A 20,743-nucleotide genomic window follows, 5' to 3' on the forward strand; every position below is an offset into this window, starting at 1 on the left:
GGTTTATGTGGTTTAGGTATGGATTGGTTTATCTTTTAAATTTAACAGAAAACTCTTCTTTCACCACACCATTGATATGGATTTTTATTTTCTCAGGTTTTTCTGAATAAATCTGATAACCAGTTACTTTTCCATTTAACCACTTGCAGTTCACGGTAAATCCTCCCCTTGCTTTAAGCCCATAAAAAGCACCTTCTGAGGCCCATTCTGCTGGAATGGCAGGTAACAATTGAATTTCTCCGGCATGGCTTTGCAATAGCATCTCTGCCATCGCCCCACTGATCCCAAAATTTCCGTCCAGCTGGAAAGGAGGATGATTGGCAAATAAGTTGGGTAGTATATTATAGGTAAGCAGTCCTCTGATCATCATTCCGGCCTTTTCGCCCTCACCCAATCTTGCCCATAAAGCACACCTCCATGGCCAGGTCCAGGAGCGTCGGCTATCGCCTACCGTAGATTCAACAGTAAAAGGCGTATTTATATTTTTACCATAATTTCCGCTCCTGCTTCTTAAAGAAATAATAGCGGCATTTGCCAACTCCGGGGTATTCTTCCTGCTGATTTCACGTCCCGGAAACACCGCAAAAAGGTGGGAAGTGTGGCGGTGCTGATCATCCGGATCATCCCGGTCTTCCTGCCATTCCTGCAACTGTCCCCATTTACCTATTTTATTTGGCGCAAGCTGCTGCTGCATCGAAGCGATCTTTCTTTGATAAGCGGTGTCTGTACCCAATGCCTGAGCGGCCTGAAGGTAATTTTGAAATAAATCCCTGACCAGTTGCTGGTCGTGCATCACTCCATCTTCTCTCGGACCATGTTCAGGTGACCAGCCATTGGGCACCATCAGACTCCCGTCTTTGGAAAGTTTTAAACGGTCTTCCCAAAACTGACAAATTTCTTTCAGGACAGGATAAGCGGTATCCTTCAGGTACGATCTATCTCTCGTAAAATCCCAATGCTCAAAAACATGCTGGGCATACCAGGCACTGGCCGGAATATTCCACTCCCAACCATTTCCTCCAAAAATACTCTGACTCGTCCTTGCCGTCCATCCCCGGGTCTTTTCTCCGAATGCTTTACGTGTGGCGATCCGGCAAGGTTCCTGCCCGGCCACGATAAAGTCAATCAGGGGTACATGACATTCCGATAAATTGGTAGACTCTGCAGCCCAGTAGTTCATCTGAATATTGATGTTGTTGTGGTAGTCGCTGGCCCATGCAGGCGTATTGCTGTTGTTCCATAAACCCTGCAGATTGGCCGGTAATCCACCTGGCCTTGAAGAACTGACCAGAAGGTAACGGCCATATTGAAAAAGCAGTGCTTCAAGATCCGGATCTTTAACGCCATCTGCATATTTTTTTAACCTGGCATCGGTGGGCAGGTTTAGCTGCGTTTGCTCCGTTTTCCCTACACGAATGCCTGCAGCATTAGTTAGTCTGGTAATGTCATGAATATGGCGGTTTAACAACCTGGCGTAGCTGAGCTTTTGCGCTGCAGCCAGTTCTTTGTCGATTACTGGCATTGGATCCGCTCCCCGCCATCCAGATTGATAATCAGGCTTATAATTGGTCCGTACATCCAGGAACAAGGTAATTGAATTACAGTTTTTAAAGCCCAGGGTATTGCCTTCTACATCAGCCGTTCCGCCATCCCTTAACAGTTTTAACTTTGCCCCATATTTCAAATGATTGGGCATTTGCCCATCGAAACTTAATCCATCCACATTTGCGATACTCAGTGCACCCTGTGCAGACTGTATCGCAATTTTGCCGGTTAGCGCGCCTTTTTTACTGGCGGTATACCTGAAAACCATCACCTGATCTGGGTAACTGGCAAAGGCCTCACGGGTAAAGGTGACTCCGTTTACCACAAATGTAGTCCGGTGAACGCCTGTCCGGATGTTCAATTCCCGGCGGTAAGCTTTTGCCCCCGCCATCCGGTCAAAATTCAGGCTAAACTCACCGAAGTTCCGGTAAGAACCAAATCCACGATCACCAGTCTGGTAACCACCGTCCCAGTTGTTATCTCCGGACCAGAGGCTTTGTTCATTAAACTGGATCCGTTCAGTTTGAATACCGGCGAATAACATCGCGCCCATGCGGGCGTTACCAATAGGCAAGGCTTCGGCATCCCATTTTTCCGCAGGCTTGAGGTACCATATTTTATCATCATTTGCGGTATTGGCTTTCACAGTAACAACTGCTGCCAATTGCAGAAAAAGAAGTACGTACTTAAAATATTTCATTATTTTCATTAGCAAAGCTATTTTCCTGGACAAGATATTCGCCCAGCTCATTTTATTTTCCTGAAAAAAGAGATATGGGTTTGAGCACCGCTGTTTGCTTCCAACAAACACAAAAAGCAAAGTACCTTAAGGCACTTTGCAAGTACGACAACATGCAGCCGAAACCGCAAGTGAATTGTAAAGTCTGCAATCATGTTTGTTCAGCTTTTCTGCGGATTATTTCCAGGGTTCATTTGTATGCATAGATAAACCGAGAGGTGAATTATACCGGACGTGGGGGGGGGTATTCCGGATAAGTCACCAATCAGTTTATCAAGCGCTAAAATAAATAATTCCCGGCCTACTTAACTTAATCTAAATTGCTCAATACTGATGCTATTTTTGCCCAAATACCTGCTTTTAGCATTTTTCAGATCTAAGGGTTCAACAACAAGATTAAAACAGACTACAAAGTGCTCATTAACCTCCATTCTTCTAATTGCATTGCCCCTCCTGATCTTACTGCTTTGATGTTAACGCGGTAATGACTGTAAGCAGTTGAATTGCTAAAACTATAGACCCTGGTTTCATAACGGACATCGCTGATGATGTCAGCACGGGAATCCAATATCACCCAGGTCAAACCGTCGTTAGAGCCTAGAAGATCCCAGTTCTTAGGATCTCTTTCTTTTGCATCGTTTCCCGAAACAAATACGTATGCATTAACGGCTACAGGAGTTCTAAGTTTCTGTTGTGCCCAAAATTCACTGCTATAACCACCGCCAATAAAAAATTTTGTAGTATTTGATCCATCTATCAGCTTTAATGAACCTTCGCTGGAATATGGTCCTGAAGAGTTCTCATTTGAAACAGTCAGGCTGGCTCCTTGAGCGGTAACGTCATTTAACACACCGGCATTGGTCACTATTTTTGTATAAGTTGCTTCAGCTCCCTTTGTAGTTTTAATCTTAAGCGTCATCTGTTTAAAGCTGACCGTACTGAGCATGGGAATATTCAAAGATGCTGCCGTACTGATCGGCAGACCAGTAGTCAGGGTTCCTTCATACCAGGCATAAGTCTGAATTTCTGCAGGCATTGCAGCCTGCAATTTAAGCGTTCCATCTGGTTGAGCTTCTGCGGTAAAATTAACGATATCCTCGGGGCGAATGATCACTTGTCCTTCCTGCTGGGCCCAATAGCCCAATGTGTTCTGAGCCTTCAGCACCACTTTATAAATACCAGGTGCTAAATAGGTATGTGTCACATCCTTTTCATAAGATGTGGTCCCATCACCAAAAGACCAGATCACTTCCTTATAGTTACCGATCTGACCGGTAAAAACGTAGGTAAAAGGATCTTTTTGACTAACCGGCCCCGTGATGGCCAGACCTGTTACTGTTGGTTTAGGTTCGTCGGCTTCAGTAACAGTTGGCTCTAATGCCTTTTTACACCCGCCAGAAAGCAGTATAAAAGCCAAAAGAATAGAAAATGCCAAAAGGGTATTCTTCTTTTTCATGAGTTGGATTTCTTAATTATTTATAATTGTTTGCGATAATAATACTGGCCGGATCAATCAGCAGGATCGCGGTTCTTTTCACCGGGTGGACTACATGTCTGCTACTTCCGGTTAACTGAACGACCAATGCGATTTTATTGTTTCTATATTTCAACAGCGTTTCTGAAGAAACCGTCACCTCCAGTTTAGCAGTATTGCTGCTTTGATCTACTGCCACCTGAACAGGTAGTTCAAATTCTCCGCGCTGCATGATGACCGCATCTGCAGGAAGAACCCCATTTGTCTTCAGTACTGCAACAGTGTCGCTGTTTACTGCTACATCAACGGTAAAAGAACGGGAGGCCGCTCCAGACAGGGATACCCCCAGAGGGATGCCAATGGACGCCACACTAGGTACATAATTGCTCGTTCCGGAAACATCCAATGTGCCACCGCCACCATTTGCGATTGAAACTGCATGCATTGCGCTGGCTGCAATCACCTCCATAGGGTCTACAGAAATTATTCCTGTGTGTTTTTTCTCATCTATGGTATTCCCCTTGGCAACGTCAGTCAATTTCAATGCAAAGGCCACTTTTTTACCACTAAAGTAAAATTTCTCCAGAGCGGTAACACTGATGACTACCTCAAATACGGCACTTTTTGTACCGAAAGGGACGGTCACCGCTTGGGGAACCACAATTAATCCGCCGGGCATGAGTAAGGTATTTGGCAACAAATTGCCAGCGATGGCCGTGGTCACTGCATTGTCGTCCAATGCCACATGTGCGTCAAAAGCCTGAGATGCGCTGCTGGAAAGCTGGATTTCGACAGGGATCCTTACATTCTCGGCATCTTTCTTAATCTCTCCGGAAAGTCCTTTTACAGAAACACTTGCCGGAATTCCTTCCTTAGCGCCAAAGTCCTCCAGTTTATCCCGTTTACAGGATTGGGCCAGGACAACCAGCGCCAGGAGAAAACACGTATAAATACTGTTATTTAGTTTCTTCATTATCTTTAAGTTTAATTCTATCCTCATTATTGGTCCTGCCATGCCCGTCCGTCTAATAGCCAGCTTTCCTGTCTTGGAACCCTTAACCAGCTGTAAATCTGAGCCGGAATATCGACGGTACCAGGTACCAGTGCGGTAAGATTCGTGGCAGGTGGCGAGCAGATCAGGTCAGCCAGATTTTGCCAGGTTACCGTTCCACCCTGAAGTATCAGGTCATTTTTTGCGATGCCCTCATCTTTAAAGCTGGTTCCCGTAGCATCAGTCATAGGCCAGTAGCTGATCAGATAATCGTAATAAGGATGTCCTTTATCGATATAACCATCGCAGGCAAACTGGGCAATTGTTGCATCTGGAATTGCAGTTTTCCAGATTTTAACATCACTTAGATAACCATCCATAGCGCCGTTACTTGGGTACTTCCCTATGGTCACCGGAAAATTATTGTCAAAAAGTCCTAAATCTGTAATTTCTGATTCTATGTTAAATTTCCCGTTAGTAAAAGTCCGGATATAACGTTTTGCGTTTTTTGTTACGCAAACCACAGCTATGGAATTCCAGGTGCCTGCAGGCATATCTGCCCCCTTCACCTGTCGGGTTACATTTTTGTTCCCCCTTGCATTTAACATCCAGTAAGGGCCTTCCAGAAAGATATTCCATCCAATATCACCATGGGTCCAGTCCCTTCGTTTTCCAACGATACTTGGATAGGAAAAATTAAGCGCATTCTTCTTTACCTTTATTTCTATGGTAAAATCTGATTCGCCGAAATTATAAATGGAATTGTCGTTGGCGGCATTTACGGCTTTCAGGTCCCCGGAAAAACGTACAAAGTTGCCCGGGAATTTAGTACCCAGAAAAGGTTTGGTTAGAATCCGGGTGGTATAAGCGGGATTATAGAAAATGGTAAAGGTATTGACTTCCGTATTGCTAAAAATGGTATTGTCATTTTCATTTGGAGGTAAGGTAAACATTCCACCCTTATTTGAAGAAATCACCACAAGCCATTTCTCCTCTTTATATTTAGGCCGTTTTTTTAGGGCGCCAATCATTTCCCCAACATAGCCATCGAACTGAAGAATGGCAGCTTTGTAGGCGGGAAAAGAAAGGTCATAACCGGAGCTCTTACCGGCCACATCTACTCCTGAAAACTGAGCAACAACAAGACTGGACTGATCCTTTTCAAGATCTGTGATCACAGCTGATTTAACTGCTGCGTCATCACCCAGCTGCTGACTAAGCGTCGCATCCGTAGAAAGGTTAGTTTTAAGCAACGGAGAAGTCGTATACACCGCCGTCTTTAAAGCAGGATCTGCTGCTTTGATCCGTTTGAACAGGACTGGAAACTCTGCCAGGTGATTGGCAGAAAAGTCATCTGACTTTATGCCATGTTTCCCTGCTTTCACTCCGGTCAACATTGTCGCGTAACTGGCCGCATTGGTGCTTGCATCTATGTCAGAAATTCCGTTCCAGGAATAAATAGAAGCAGGCAATAAACTTTTGAGGTTTGCAGGTTGTGCATTCTGCACGGAAGTTCCCCTTGCACCGTCGACAATGATATACAGCACTTTAGTTTTACCAAAGGCAACATCAGGGGAATCTGTATGCTCCCGTTCCGGAATCATCCGGTCAAAAGGCTGATTACAGGCTCCTAGTATCGCAAGAAGACCGATGCAGAACCAGGATAACTTCCTGGATTTTTTATTGTGGTGGCTTGTTTTCATGTTTTTTCTTTTATGGCTTTTAAATTCAGCTGTCCTGGCTTATTCCAGTGTTATCCGGATGATATTATTTACCGGTTCATTATTGAATGTCCGGATGTAACCAATCAACAATAATGCTCTTTTGTTGTCATCTGACCTGGTTTCTATGGCATCGATCAGCGATCCGTTGAACGATCCGGTAGCATTATAGCCCGGAGCCAGTTCTCCTTTACTGTTTAAGATCATAAAACCATTTCTGGAGACTCCGTTATAAGTATTAAAATATCCACTTACGACCATTAAGCCATCATCAAGCAATTTTGCAAAAGACACTTCGGGCCCATTGAATTTTTTTGCGGTAAATTGTTCATCTAAGGAGCCATCCGGTTTTAACAATGCGAGAAACTCACAAGGTTTACCATTATAGGTTCTAAACCCGCCGCAGACCACATAACGGTCCAGAGTACTGTTATAGGTAACAGAGAAAACGCTATTGTCCGGCCCTGTGCCCGGATTGAAAGTTTCATCAATCGTTCCATCCGGATTAAGCCTGATGATATTTCTGACCGCCTTTCCGTCGAAAGTGCTGAATCTTCCAAACAGCAACACTTTGCCCTGGTGTTTAGCATCTGTATGAAAAATCGCTTGAGAAGGACCGTTTGCAGCTTTAAGACCTTCGTTTAATGCTACGTTAAACCGATAAGTTTTATCCAGTGAACCATCTGCATTGAGCCTCATGATCTGAGGCATCCGGATGCTATCCAGGATCACAGAATCCTTTTCCTTTCGCCTGTTGGGCTGATCATACCTGCGACTGATGAAAAAATCAAATGCTCCGGAAAGCACGATTTTATGATCCGGCTGTCTATACACCTTAGCGATGTATTTATCTGCTCCGCCATTAAATCTTGGATAATACTTGATCGTATCTTTTTGATCGGGTCTTCTGAAAGGATGTATTCCCATCGTATCAATTGATCCGTTTTTGTTCAGCATCGTGATGTTGCTGATATTGTCAATACGTTGATCGTAACCGCTATAGGAACCTGCAATCAGGTATTTATCGTTGTGTTCCAGGATAGAACTGATCATCCCGTTTGCCCCCTTGCCACTGCGTAAAGAAGCGTCGAAAGAGAAATCACTAAAAGTACTGACAATGCGATTGATCGGTCTGATCAGGCCCTTATTGTTATAATTGGTAAAAGCCCCTACAATCAGGTGTCTTCCATCTAAAAGATCAAGTATCTGACTCACTCCTGCGTTTGCCCCATAGGGTACTTTAAATGTAGGATCTAAATTAATCAGTCCATTTACCTTAAAACTGGGTCCAAAAGTAATCACATCTCCTACTGCTGCGGAAAGAACCCCCGTGCTGGCAAATTCAGGAACTTTCACTTTAATATAGCTATCGGTAATTTCCAGTATTTCCGCCTTTTCGCCATTAAACATAAATACCAGCCGGTCCTTATAAGGCAGCATACCGGTAGCGACCACGGTCACCTCTGTTCCCGGACCACCAACTGCAGGTTGAGCAGGCTTAACGCGGTCCATTTTAATCCCTAAACCTCCCGTGCTGACCGGATAAGGTTCGGAGAACTGTTCGGCCGCTTTTTTGCAGGAAACCAACGTCATCAATAAAAGCAAAGCGCCCAATATTGATTTTTTTATTTGTCGTATCTTCATTTCTTTATTCTGGTTATATCGTTAATTTTCAGGTACACTTATCGGGAGAGAATGTCATTAATCATCGCATAGGAGCCCAGGCCAAAACCCTCTCCATAGAGCTGCAAGGAATGAACTACACCATTTTTAGGTTTAATATCCGATGAAGCAATCTTATAATTAAAAAATGAACTCTGGTCCGGATTGGATATATCGGGGATATAAGCAATCGTCAGTTGCCGGTAGCCGATATACTTGACCCCACCTACCTCACCATAAATCACCCCGATTCTTGCCACTGAATTATTATAGGAATAATAGTATTGCCCCGGATAAACCGCGACCAGATTGGGATCATACTGGGGATAGTCGGATAACTTTTTTACGCCCTTGAAAATGTGTCTTTGCAGGTATTTGGCCCATATCGCTCCGTCAATATCCGCTAAGGTCCTGACCGTATCCTTACCACCGCGATAGAGCTGCCAATTAAGGGTACCCACCCTCCGGACGGAACCGATCATTTCTTTAACTTCATAATCTGTAGGTGCAAAGAAGGTAATGTCCTCCTTATTAAAGACTTCCTCCATACCCGCCAGTTTAACGATACTGGCAATGGTATCAAAGGGAACAGGCTTGGCTTTCAGGTACTCGAGCATACTGCCATTAAAATTGGCATCCGCCTTACCCCCATCTATGTAATACTCATCCCGTTTACAGCCGGCAATACAAAAAAATAGTCCGAAGCCAAATAGCAGGAAGGTTTTATTCATCAAATTTTTCATCTTATTCATCTTTATCGTGTTAGATCCCACCACTGCTTGCCCAATAGTCATTAAGTGTTATGAAAGGGTTGTCTTTTAAGGAAGCCCTATCGATTGGCCAGGTCCAGGCCCCCCTGTTAAACTGATCCAGTGTTAACGGATGGTTGGCCCATTGCGAGCTCAGAATCCTTTTTGTTCTTACCAGGTCAAACCAGGTATGGCCTTCGCCCTGAAGTTCTCTGCGGCGTTCCAGAAATATAAAATCTGTCAGCGTTCCCTGAGCGGCCTCATAAGGGCCCGCGCCTGCCCTTGCCCGGACCTGATTTACATAAGGGATGGCCTCCGCGCTGCGCCCGAGTTCGGCCAAAGCTTCTGCCTGTAACAGCATTGCATCTGATAACCTGAAGATCAGGAAACTATTGTCCGGATTCTTGTTCTCTCCACCTGAAGCATAAATGTTACCGGCAAATTTCGGCATCATAAAACGGCCGTTATTTGCATAAATATCTGCATACCATAAATCCTTCCGCTTGTCCGCGACATCTACCGGGAACAGTTTTTCCATATAGGCTCCCCTGAATGCCATTCTTGAAGTGAGAAACAAAGAAGCAGGAAATTTATAGGGATACCTTAGAAAGGAATCTCCGAATGAGGCCACACTCGAGGTGGTATCACCATAATTAATGCTCTGATAAAATTCGAACAGGCTTTCTTCCGATCTGCCTTTGATCACTTCCGGCCATCTTTCCAATGGCAATAATGCATAGGCACCTCCATTTTTATGGAGCAGTTCCTCGCCGGATTTCGCTGTTTCTTCGTAATACTCCATGGCATGGCCATTGTCAAATCCGGCATTCCACATGTTCATGTGCATGATCAATGCCAATGCAGCGCCCTTGCTGCCCCTGGCGCCACGCTGCGCAGGATCATCATACGTCCAGGGCAAATCTGCCACATGTTCATTCATATCTGCGATACATTTTTTCATCACAGACACCATGTTCTCGCGGGGCAAGGGTTCGGACTGAAAGGCCTTGGTATAGTATACCACATCCCCGTATAACCTGACCATCCAGAAATAAGTAAAACAGCGCATAAAAACTGCTTCCGCGATATATCTTTTCTTATCTTTTTCTGAAAGGTTAGGAATCCCTTCATTCAACTTGGAAATCAGGATATTGGCACTTTGGATTGCCTGGTAATAGCTTGTCCAATTGGTAATGCGTTCAAAATGAAACGTATCCTTCCAGGGCTGATCATTGATCACACTGATCATGTTGTTCTGACCGAGCACTTCGACCACTTTACGACTGCCATAGTTGTCGGAACCGGTCACGGCAAAAGCCTCTCCAGAACGGCTTTCGCCTATGGCACCAATCACCCAGCTTTCATTAATTTTTCCGAAAAATTTAAAATATATGCTGGCCATATTGGCTTCAACATCTTCTTTAGACTTGTAAAAATTATTACCGGTAAGCTCCGTGAGGGGCTTAATATCGAGGAATTTTTTACAGCCTATGGTGAATACGATACAAGTCAGCACTAAGAGCACTGCTGTATTTTTTTTGATCAATTTTATGTTCATATCAATTAAAGATCTAGGTTAAAGCCAAAAATATAATCCCTGGAATTCGGGTAACCGCCCGAAAGGTCCCTTCCAAGCGCTGTTACACTTTCGGGATTAGGTCCGGAGTAACCAGAAAATGTAATCACGTTACTGACGCTCATCTGAAACCTGAGGTTATTGACACCTAACCGCTGTACAATTTTCTTAGGGAAGGAATAAAACAGGGTCATATTGTTGATTTTCAGATAGGTTCCATCTTCTTCCCAGAGGGTCTGATCATTACGGAAGGGCTGAATGGTACTATACCGGTTATAATCGTAGGCATAGGGATATTTGGCGACATCGCCTGGCTTGCGCCACATATTTACATCAGGAAGAGAAACCACCGCTTTGGGCCCGGCATCACTTCGTCCAAAAGGATCATTCATGATGCCCAGACGATTCGCCAGCGCATTATTTAAAATCGTCCTTTTTGCCGTATAAGACGCATAGATGTTGATCCCCAGCCCTTTGTAGGAAAGACTGGCAGACATACCGCCTGTAAGTAAAGGCTGGGAGTTACCTGTAATCTGGTAATCATTCCGATCCATGATATAATCACCGTTCACATCTTTAATCCTGGGATCTCCGGCCCGATAAAAATTACCCTCAGTCCGGTAACGCAGTCCGGTTACCGGATCTACGGGAACATCACCGTCTACCGAGAATACGCCCTGATTCACGAGCAGGTAATTGGACAGTGTATTTCTGCCTACACGAAAAATGGTGTGTTGTCCGCTGGCATCACCTGAAAAGGCAATATTTTGTCCATTAAAGCCCTCCGGCAATCGGGTAAGGATGTTATTGTTCCAGGCCCCGTTAAAGGAAAGATTGAGCTTGAAGGGACTTTTATCAGACAAAGGCCGGATGGCAAAGTACATTTCATACCCATAATTCACCATTCCCGTTTCATTACTCGGGAAACTACCGAAGCCCAGGGTATTGGACAGGTTACGCGAAAACAGCTCATTTTTTATTTCACTGAAATAAGCGTCGAAATTCAGGTCAATTTTACCCCTAAACAGATTCAGGTCGACCCCTAAATTGTACATCTCCTTTGTTTTGGGCTTCAGGTTCGGATTGGGAATAGAACCAAAGTCCAGGCCTATACTCGGCTGATTATTGTAACTACCGCCAGTATTGTATTTACCATAAATGCTCGCCAGACTTCCTGTCGGGGTAATGTTCTTTCCCCAGCTTACCCTGATTGATCCGCTATTTAACCAATCAATGTCAGACATCCAGTTTTCCTTATTGAAATTCCAGCGCAAGCCGATAGAAGGGTTTTTTGAAAACGGATCATTTAGTCCGCTGGATGAAGTTCCATCAATCCGATAGGCAAGATCCAAAATGTATTTACGCATATAATCATAAGAACCGGCGGCCCAGAAGGAGGCCAGTCTGCCCCGGTTATAGCTTAAAACACCTCCACCTCTTGAATTTAGCACATCAAAACCCAGGGGTCCCTGAAACTGATCATTTGGGGTCCGGACTTGTCTGATGGCCGAATTCTGTCCTCTTTGTTCATTGATGTCATTCGCCACCGATACATATATACTATGTTTTTCATTAAATGTGGCGCTATAATTCAGCATATTCCGGTTATACAGGGAATTGCTTCTTCCATTAAATCCATATACCTGCGAAAACTGGTTATTGGCCGCTGCCGGAGTAAACGTATCCTCAATATCTGAGGAAAAAGTATAATTCACGGTCGACATGATCTTGAAACCTGGCAGAAAACTGTACTCTGCATCAATACTGGTCCGGAGATTTCGGGTTGCATTGTCGTTTATGGTTTCCAAAGCCGAAACCACTCCTCCGCTGGATTGATAAAAAGATGGGCCCGGCAGTAAAGATGAAGCCTGGGCGCTTTTGGCTACCCCCTGTTGAAGGAAACCAAGGCCATCTCCCTTTTGCTGTTTACCTACCCCACCGGAAAGAAATGTAGTAAACCTGAAACGGTCATTTGGCCTCAGTTCTGCATTCATGTTCAGCGTATATCTGCTGAATCCGGTATTTTTCAGAATCCCTTTATTCGCAAAGTATCCAACGTTTGCTTTGTAATTGAACTTCTGATTTCCTCCGTCAATGGCCAGGTTATGGGTCTGGTTGTAAGTAGTCCGGTAGAATACGGCCTGCCAGTTTGTAGAATTGTTGAAATAACTGTTCAAACTATCCGATAGCAGCGGTGTACGGGAAATTTCCATGATGTCTGCAAAACTCAAGGCATTACCGTAAATCTGAGCCAATTTTAATGCCCGTTCTTTATTTCCTCCGAGGGTTGTCCTCAAGGCAGGCGGTGTACTGACAAAAAAGTTATTGGTATACCTCACACGCGGGATCTCGGAATGTCCCCTTTTGGTGGTAATGATAATTACCCCATATGCTGCTCTGGCACCGTATAACGCTGTTGCCTGGGCGTCACGTAAAACTTCAATATTTTCAACATCTTCCTGAGGGATCAGCGATAAAGGACTTATTCCCGGCCCCTGAAGGTCGTACCCCATCTCTGAAGCTTTGTCTGCATCAATAGGAATCCCATCAATCACATACAGCGGAGAAGTTGGCTGAAGGAATGTTTCAGAACCTGTATTTGAAACGTTCAAAGTAGCCAAACCCCGCAACTGGGTAGTTCCCCTAAATCCGGGAGCCCCCGTATTGTTCTGAATATTCAGTCCCGGAACCTTTCCCTGTAAAAGAGCTTCAATATTTGCCACCGGGATGTCTTTCAATTCTTCACCTTTAATGGAGAAGGAAGCCCCGGTAGTCACCTCCTTGGAACGGGCCACATACCCGCGGATCACCACCTCATCCATATTTTGATTCAGCTCTTTAAGCCTGACGTTCAGGTTCAGCTGATCTGCACTGACTTTCAGTCTGTAGGGCTGATACCCAACATACCTGAACACGACCGTAGTGCCCGCAGGAATCGCTACACTGAAATGTCCTTTTCCATCCGAAAAACCAATGGCTTTGGATGGCGTACCCGTGAGCAGGGATACTGCCGGAATCGGTTGTTTTGTTCCCTCATCGATTACCGTCCCCTTTATTGTGACCTGCTTAATTTGTGCTTTAAGGCCTTGGGATATGAATGCTATACAAACCAAAACCCTTAAAATTATTCTTATTTTCATATGCTTGTTAGGTAATAGGTTTTATTCATCTTCAAATTTTGGATTGTCGTTACGGAAGTGGAAAACAATTTCCCAGTCCCCTTCTCTGTAAATGCTAAAATCCAGACCCAGGGTTCCGGTTTCGCGGGCGCCCCCGAAGCCTATTCTGGAATAAACAAAGTTTACATTGGCTTTGCCCGAATTGGCATAAGGTGTGCTGATATTGATCAGAGGAATAGGGTAAGCCACATCGTATTGAACATATTCAGCCGTACTTTTCCGGTTAAATCCGTGCACCAGCAGGTCCCATTTTGTTTCATTAAACAGTGCCGGGTTCATGGCTACAGAATCTTTATTCAGGAATTTGAACCGCAAAGAATGCCCGTTCCCTCCTGAAAATGGTCTGATATACACCACCACATCTTTGGTGTTGTCATCAGTCACCAATGCTTTCCGCGTGTTTTTCCCAATAATATTGGATAAACGCGAAGGGCGGATATAATCCCGTTTATTGGGATTTCTGGGATCTCCCGGATGCGGGGCAACCTTCCCGGTAAAAGGATTTAAATCTGTAGATGGTTCGTAAGGACGTTCCCGCCAAAATTTAAGTTCCATGTCTTTGATGATGACCTCCCCTCCGCTATTCGACACTTTCACGTCAAAAAAACGACGGTCCTGTATCAGGTTAGTGCTATCCGCTTTCCTTGCCGCAACAAGGTCATCTGTGGCGGAAGACCATAAAATAAACTGACCGGAAGAGCGGACTTCGAAGAGCGGATGAACCTCTTTTCTTCTTTTGCTGTTGATTTCTTCGAGGCTTTTTTCCTTTCCATCATAAGCGCCTGTCCAAACCCAGACTTCTTTGGGCTTAAACAGGTCCGTCATAGGCCTGCCATCGCCATAGCGCGCGTTGGCAATGGAAAAAGTCAATGGCTGCGTAGAATTATCAGCGCTGAACGTCCCCATTAAGGCAGTCCGACCCAATACAGGTTCAAACAGTTTTGAACTATAGCTGATTTTATTACTGATGTATTCCTTTTCAGCGGGTACTTCGAATATTTTTTTACAGCCTGCAAGAGGCGAAATAAAAAGTAGAAGGAATACGATACGGTTATTGTTAAGGTTGAAATTCATTTTTTCTAATCTTTCGTTATTTAAAACCCAGGACATAATCAGCGATCTGCAACTCTATTCCCCTTCCGTTATTTTCCGTAATGTTCATGCGGTAATGTTTATAGGCTTTGGGATTTTTAAAGCGAAAAACCCTCTGCATGAAAAAATCCTGAAAATTCTGGTTAGTTCGCTCATCAAGCATTTCCCAATTGACCATGTCCTGCGAGCCCTGAAGGTTCCAGGCTTTGGGATTTCTTCCAGGATTGTCATTGGCAGAAGTCAGGGCATAGGCATTACATACCTGAGCTACCGGAAATTCAATATTCATCCAAAAAGGTTTTGTAGCTAAAGCATTTCCGTTAAAAAACTTCGTGATTGGCGATTCATCCAGCATAAAATAAGAGGTTTCCGGGTACGGGGAATCCGGTGCTTCCGCTGAAACGGTTAATTTACCGCTATATAACCTGATGTAATTTTTAGGTGGGTAGGTCATGGTAAAACGCTTAACAAAATCCTGAAATCCAGCCACGTGATCCTGATTAATGGTATGTACCACACCATTTGTTGCTAAAATATTCGAGGAACTGGTATTGGTAGTTGACCAGTTTTTTTGGAACTGGCTCCATCTCATGTCGCTGTAATTGATGATCTTAGGCCCACCATTTTTAAAACCGGAAGTGGCTGAAGTCGTTAGTTTCGCATTCATTAAATAACCATACCTGACTCCATGTAAAACAAGTCCATCCTGCCCTTCTATCTCCTCAGTTTTGAATTTGCCACGCATGATGTATTGTGTCATGATGGTATCCAGCTGTTCATAGTCCATATTTGATAAATTCAATGGCGCTCTTTCTGCTAATTTCCGCGTATTATTCAGGTTGGTCACCGCCACCCGGAAGGAAGAATTTGGAATTGCAAAAACAGTGATGCTGCTGTCCCGAAGTGTGGTTTGAAGTCCCAGTCGATCGACCACGAGCAGCATGGAATCAAATACTCCTTTTTTACTCTTCAGGTAATCATAAATATTTACCGGAACAGTTTGGCTCATTGCTTCCTGATCGTAAAAACCGGAGTCTTTACGACAAGCAATAAGGGCCATAGCAGTCATTCCTATCAGGAACAATTGCTTTTTAATACGATTGATTTCCATTATTTCCAATAAAGATTTTGAGTTAACAATTTATTTTGTTGAAGTAATTGCTCCGATACCGGCCAGTAAATACCACCGTTGCGAATCAGTTCTGTAAAGGCCAGGTTATTTTGTCTGATCTTGTTATAGCGCACCAGGTCGTACCAGAGGTGCCCTTCTCCCATCAGCTCTCTTTTCCGTTCTTTAAAAATGGCGTCGATCACCAATCCGTTGGTGGTTTCAATATAGTTTGGAAGCCCTCTGCTTGATCTGATGGCATTTAAGTCGTCGATCGCACTTTGGCGGTCGCCGAGCACAGAATTGGCCTCTGCACGTAACAGATAGATGTCTTCCAGACGTGTAAAAAGTGCCACACTGGAAAAGAAGCTAAACTTAGCTTCAGAAGGAGAAGTCGATGCCGAGCCACCCTCAACGACCTTGATCTTGCTAAAAACCGGATACCGGCTATCAAAATTCACAAAGTAGCGGTCGCTCGTTGGCCGGCCAAGCGTATCCAGACCGAAACGGGTATCCTTCTTTTCATTAAAAATATCGAGGATTGCATCTTTTGGTATATAGAGATCAGGAATGGCTTTATTTACGAATGGCGAAGCCAGGGTCAGTTCTTCTATATGACCGGACATTCCCCCCTCTCCCTGCTCAAAAGTAAAATTGAAGCCCAACAGGTGGCTATCCCGTTTTCCTGAAAAAAATCCCGAAGAGTTCGTCAGACTGCCGACATCCGTTAGTGTTACCCCGGCGTTACCGGCCTCGTTAATCACTTTGGTTGCATTGGATGCCACCTTGGAATAATCGCCCTGCCATGCGGCAATATGCGCCAAAAGTGCATAAGCTGAGATGCGGCGCGCCAGTGTTCCCTGCCATCTGGAACTGCCCTCATTGTAATAGAGGCCTGGTTGTTTCGGATCACTTAATCCGTAACGGTTTGGCAGGATTTCCAATGTTGCTGAGAGCTCCTTCTCTGCCCATGCCAATACTTCGGATCCGGTATTCTGCGCTTTATTTTCAAATTTCCCATCATGCGAAGAGATGATCAGTGGCACATCCCCCCATATCCTTACCATATAGAAATAGGCAAAAGCTCTGAGAAAACGAGCCTGAGCGATATCAAGATCCATCGTGTTGGCCGTATAACGCAAATCGGCCTTTTTCACCTCAGGGATCCGCTCAATGAAGATGTTTGCCGCATTAATTACGGCATACCACCTGCGCCAGCTGGAAAGGGCTTCAAGTGTTGGATAGGAAGCGGCAAGGTGGTTATCGATCACCGCTTTAAGGTCCTGCCGGGTTGGGCTGACAAATTGTTTAGCCCTTAGATCGCCGTAGATCCAATGTGCATTGTTGTCTACCATTGCGGTACGGGCTAGTCCATAGATCCCTAACAAAGCCCCCCTGGCATCCTCCAGCTTATTCCACATGTTCGGTTCAGCAACTGCCCGTGTAGATTGAACATCTACCATTTTTTTACAGCCGCCCAATAGCATAAACAGTACCAGAACAGCCATTAAATTTATGTTTCTTTTCATTATAAGTTCATTTTTAATCCAAGGGTATAAGTTCTGGGAATTGGCATTCCATAGCCGGTATCGTAACCGGTATAAGGCACCAGCTCAGGATCAGTTCCCTTATATTTGGTGAGGGTAAAAAGATTACTGGCCATGGCATAAACATAAAGGCCATTGATTTTCAGCTTTCCCCTGTTCTGCGCCGACACAAGATCATAACCCACTGACAGCGTGCGCATTTTAAGAAAAGAAGCATTTTCAAGAAACAGATTCTGATCAATACGATATGGAATCACGCTACTCCATGGATTATAAAGGGGATAATCATTTCTGTTTCCTCTTTTCTCCCAAAAAGTGATTTCTTTTAGCGAAGTGATGCTATTTCCACCCTCTCGGTTGATAAAATCAAGGGAATTGGCCATTTGCTGGTTCATCAGACTATGGCCCAGATTAAAATAAAAATTCATGCTTAAGGACCATTTTCCATATTTGAAATCATTGTTAAAACCACCAATAACTACAGGCTGACTATGGCCATATAAGGTTTTGTCCCTGGCGTCAATCATCTGATCTCCATTCTGGTCTTTCCATTTAGGATCTCCCGGCTGAAGTGCGGTTCCGCTGTATTGCATGGCAGTTCCATCCGCCTGGCGTAGCTCATCGACTGAGTTATAGATACCTTCGTTCGTCAGCAGCCAGTACCTGTCTACTGCTTCACCGGTTCTTAAAAGGCGGTTACCGATCACAATTTCCTTAAGTCCGCCCGGCAAGGCGACTAGCTTATTGGCGTTATAGCTGATATTGAACGCGGGTGTCCAGGCGAAGCCATTATTTTGGGATTGAACAGCGGCGTAGCTCAACAATAACTCCACACCTTTATTGTTTACCGAAAGACCCGGCTCCAGGGAAGTCTTATATCCATATTCCGAATAAGCCGGTATTCCCAATAACTGATTTTTATCTGTTTTTGTATATACATCCAGGCTTCCTTGTAAACGGTTATTATTGATTCCAAAATCTATCCCAAAATTTAGCTGATCGGTATAAGCCCATGGAATGCCATATCCTACCCAGCCAAAATTATAAGGGCGGGAAAGTATCGCAAAGCCATTATATCCGGGTAAAGTGACATTACCGGTATACCCGATATCCGAGGTATACTGAGGTCCCTGCCCAAAATTATCATAGGCATTTGTTTTCCCAAGGCGACCAGCGCTCAATCTCAGGCTTAATGCTGAAACGTTTTTGCTATTCGACAAAAGGTCGTTTTTAACATTCCATCCTGCAGACAATACGGAAGATAAAAACCATCTGCTCGTAGGCTGTGCATTTGACGAGGCATCTTCCCTCAGCAACAACGACAGGCTGTATTTGTCCTTGAAGTCGTAAGTAGCCCTGCCATAAACAGAAAGGAGGTTATGACTCGTCTTATCTAAAAACTTAAACAACAGATTGGCAGGAAATGAGGTTGGAATCAGGTCTTTATTGATCAGGTTTAATTTGATAAAGTCATTGACCCCTTTATAGGCATACGCATAATTGTACTTGGAAAGGTCCCATTGCAGTAATTGGCCTGCACTTGCCTTCAGGTGATGGTCGCTTCCAAATTGCTTTGTATAAGAGATCACATTTTCAAAAAGGAGCCTTTGGTTATAGCCGAAATAATTTGAAGCATAACTATTGCCTTCCATCAATGGCTTTGCAAAAAAGATATCCCTGGTTCCTTCATTGTAATCAACGGAGATGCCGGAAGAAATTTCTACATCTTTAAGGTTCACAATCAGCTTTCCATAACCATCCAGCAAAGTATTGATGTTGTTGTCGTATCCTTTACTAAATTGGTTAAGGTACTTTCCATAGACCTCTTTATTAGGTGCCAATGGCAGGGAAAGCGAGGGAATATAGTTCGTCTGTGCAAAACGGTCTCTTAAGCTCCGGTTCCGGTCGCGTTCCAGCCTGTTGGCATTCACCATTAACGAAACGGTAAGCCATTGCAAAGGTTTCATATTGATATTGAACATCACGTTATAGCGGTTGAGTCCGGTAGAATCTGCCACTCCCTCATTCCGTACGTTTCCTCCCGCAAACCTGAAATTGGCCCGTTCAGTTCCTCCGGAAAGGTCCGCAGAAATGCCATGAACCATCCCGTTCCGGTAATAATAATCGGTCCAGTTAGACGGGCCATTGTATAGCGGACTGGAAGCGTCGCTCAGGTATTGGGGGTAAACATCTTCGTCTGAATATCTTCCGTTTGCCGTGTAACGATCGTAGAACTGTTTTCTGAATGCATTTTCAGCAGATGCGTTCAGGGTCGTTACATTTGGCCGCAGGGCAAGACCAAAATAAGTGTTGAAGCTGATTCGCCTGATGGTTCCCGGCTTTTTAGAAGTTAAAAGGATGACACCATTTGCGGCATTAGGTCCGTAAATGGCCACCGCAGAAAGATCGCGCAACACTTTAACCTCCTGAATATTGTTCATATCAATATTCGTCAGAAGATTGGTTGCTGTTCCGATACGGTTGTAATTGTACAACTGAATATCATAAGCAAAAGGATGTTCCCCGATCAGCGGAATTCCGTCGAGTACCACAAGCGGTTGCTGCTGCATGACGTCGGCAGGAGATAACAAAGGGCCGGAAAGGCCTCTGATAAACATGTTCTGAATCGTGCCCGGTTCTCCGCTGGGTTCCTGAACGGTAAGCCCGGGAGCCTGTCCTTTAAGATACTGTTGCAGTGAAACAACAGGGATTTCGGAGAGTTTCTGTGGCGATATGCTGCCCTTTCTCCTCACAACAGGTCTGATGATTTTCCTCGTTGTATCCAGTTTTGAGGTATCTGTTAGGGGTTCCTGAAAGGCGCTTTGATCGAGATCTCTCGCATATCCATAAGAAAAATTCAGGCATAGCGATGCACATAACAATAGTGGTAATTTAATACACATAGTATTGAAATTAATAGAATTTAGTGTTCGTAAATTTGTTAATACTTAGCCTATAGCGGGATCACTTATAGGTGGACTCCAGGAAAATAGCGTAATCGTTTTAATCATAGTGGTGTGATTTGGTGTGGTTTGGTGTGGTTTGGTTTGTTCGTTTGCAGCTAATGAAACTTATTTAAGAAATTATCCACGCCAGTGCACTAGCGATGGATAACTTATAAACGAGAACGCATTAGATTTAATAAACCGAATTTGCGGAAAACAACAAACATGAACTACAATTAATTTGACTCTTTATAATGTTTTTTTTGCATTAACAATTAGGAATCAGGTAATTATAACTTTTACAATTTTAAGGGCTTCTAATCTATCGAATTGTTGCCCGGAAACACCTTAAATATGTCCTCAGACCGGGTTTAATGGGGTACGGTCTTATTTGTTTTTGATTTTGACAACCGAT

At 44.2% G+C, this 20,743-nt stretch carries 12 protein-coding genes; all 12 read right to left on the bottom strand.

Going from position 1 to position 20,743, the window contains the following annotated elements:
• Positions 1-28: 28 nt before the first annotated feature.
• The 12 genes from BLQ87_RS13530 to BLQ87_RS13585 all read right to left on the bottom strand — a co-directional run bounded on the left by BLQ87_RS13530 (position 29) and on the right by BLQ87_RS13585 (position 20,286).
• Positions 29-2,254, bottom strand: coding sequence for a glycoside hydrolase family 95 protein (locus tag BLQ87_RS13530; protein WP_216857821.1), 2,226 nt, complete (start codon positions 2,252-2,254; stop codon positions 29-31).
• Positions 2,255-2,690: 436 nt separating this feature from the next.
• Positions 2,691-3,740 (bottom strand): PKD domain-containing protein, encoded by a 1,050-nt coding sequence (locus tag BLQ87_RS13535; protein ID WP_074607495.1) that lies wholly within the window; start codon positions 3,738-3,740, stop codon positions 2,691-2,693.
• A gap of 16 nt (positions 3,741-3,756) precedes the next feature.
• A complete protein-coding gene (locus BLQ87_RS13540) occupies positions 3,757-4,731 on the bottom strand; it encodes a hypothetical protein (RefSeq protein ID WP_143010440.1) in 975 nt (324 codons plus the stop codon).
• A gap of 26 nt (positions 4,732-4,757) precedes the next feature.
• On the bottom strand, positions 4,758-6,452 hold the full coding sequence (locus BLQ87_RS13545; protein WP_074607500.1) for a LamG-like jellyroll fold domain-containing protein: 1,695 nt from the start codon (positions 6,450-6,452) through the stop codon (positions 4,758-4,760).
• 39 nt (positions 6,453-6,491) lie between these two features.
• Complete coding sequence (locus BLQ87_RS13550) at positions 6,492-8,114, bottom strand: DUF5008 domain-containing protein (RefSeq protein ID WP_083361853.1); 1,623 nt, start codon at positions 8,112-8,114, stop codon at positions 6,492-6,494.
• A 38-nt stretch (positions 8,115-8,152) separates the two neighbouring features.
• On the bottom strand, positions 8,153-8,884 hold the full coding sequence (locus BLQ87_RS13555; RefSeq protein WP_074607504.1) for a hypothetical protein: 732 nt from the start codon (positions 8,882-8,884) through the stop codon (positions 8,153-8,155).
• Between the two features lie 10 nt (positions 8,885-8,894).
• A complete protein-coding gene (locus BLQ87_RS13560) occupies positions 8,895-10,439 on the bottom strand; it encodes a RagB/SusD family nutrient uptake outer membrane protein (protein ID WP_074607506.1) in 1,545 nt (514 codons plus the stop codon).
• Between the two features lie 5 nt (positions 10,440-10,444).
• A complete protein-coding gene (locus BLQ87_RS13565; protein ID WP_074607508.1) occupies positions 10,445-13,597 on the bottom strand; it encodes a SusC/RagA family TonB-linked outer membrane protein in 3,153 nt (1,050 codons plus the stop codon).
• Positions 13,598-13,618: 21 nt separating this feature from the next.
• Positions 13,619-14,710, bottom strand: coding sequence for a DUF5007 domain-containing protein (locus BLQ87_RS13570; protein ID WP_074607919.1), 1,092 nt, complete (start codon positions 14,708-14,710; stop codon positions 13,619-13,621).
• 16 nt (positions 14,711-14,726) lie between these two features.
• A complete protein-coding gene (locus tag BLQ87_RS13575; protein WP_083361855.1) occupies positions 14,727-15,839 on the bottom strand; it encodes a fasciclin domain-containing protein in 1,113 nt (370 codons plus the stop codon).
• Complete coding sequence (locus BLQ87_RS13580; RefSeq protein WP_074607510.1) at positions 15,839-17,365, bottom strand: RagB/SusD family nutrient uptake outer membrane protein; 1,527 nt, start codon at positions 17,363-17,365, stop codon at positions 15,839-15,841. The genes BLQ87_RS13575 and BLQ87_RS13580 overlap by 1 nt, the downstream gene beginning before the upstream one ends.
• Complete coding sequence (locus tag BLQ87_RS13585) at positions 17,365-20,286, bottom strand: SusC/RagA family TonB-linked outer membrane protein (protein ID WP_074607512.1); 2,922 nt, start codon at positions 20,284-20,286, stop codon at positions 17,365-17,367. Before BLQ87_RS13585 ends, BLQ87_RS13580 begins: the two co-directional genes overlap by 1 nt.
• Positions 20,287-20,743 lie beyond the last annotated feature (457 nt).

Source organism: Pedobacter steynii (assembly GCF_900103665.1).
In the GTDB taxonomy this organism is placed as follows: domain Bacteria; phylum Bacteroidota; class Bacteroidia; order Sphingobacteriales; family Sphingobacteriaceae; genus Pedobacter; species Pedobacter steynii.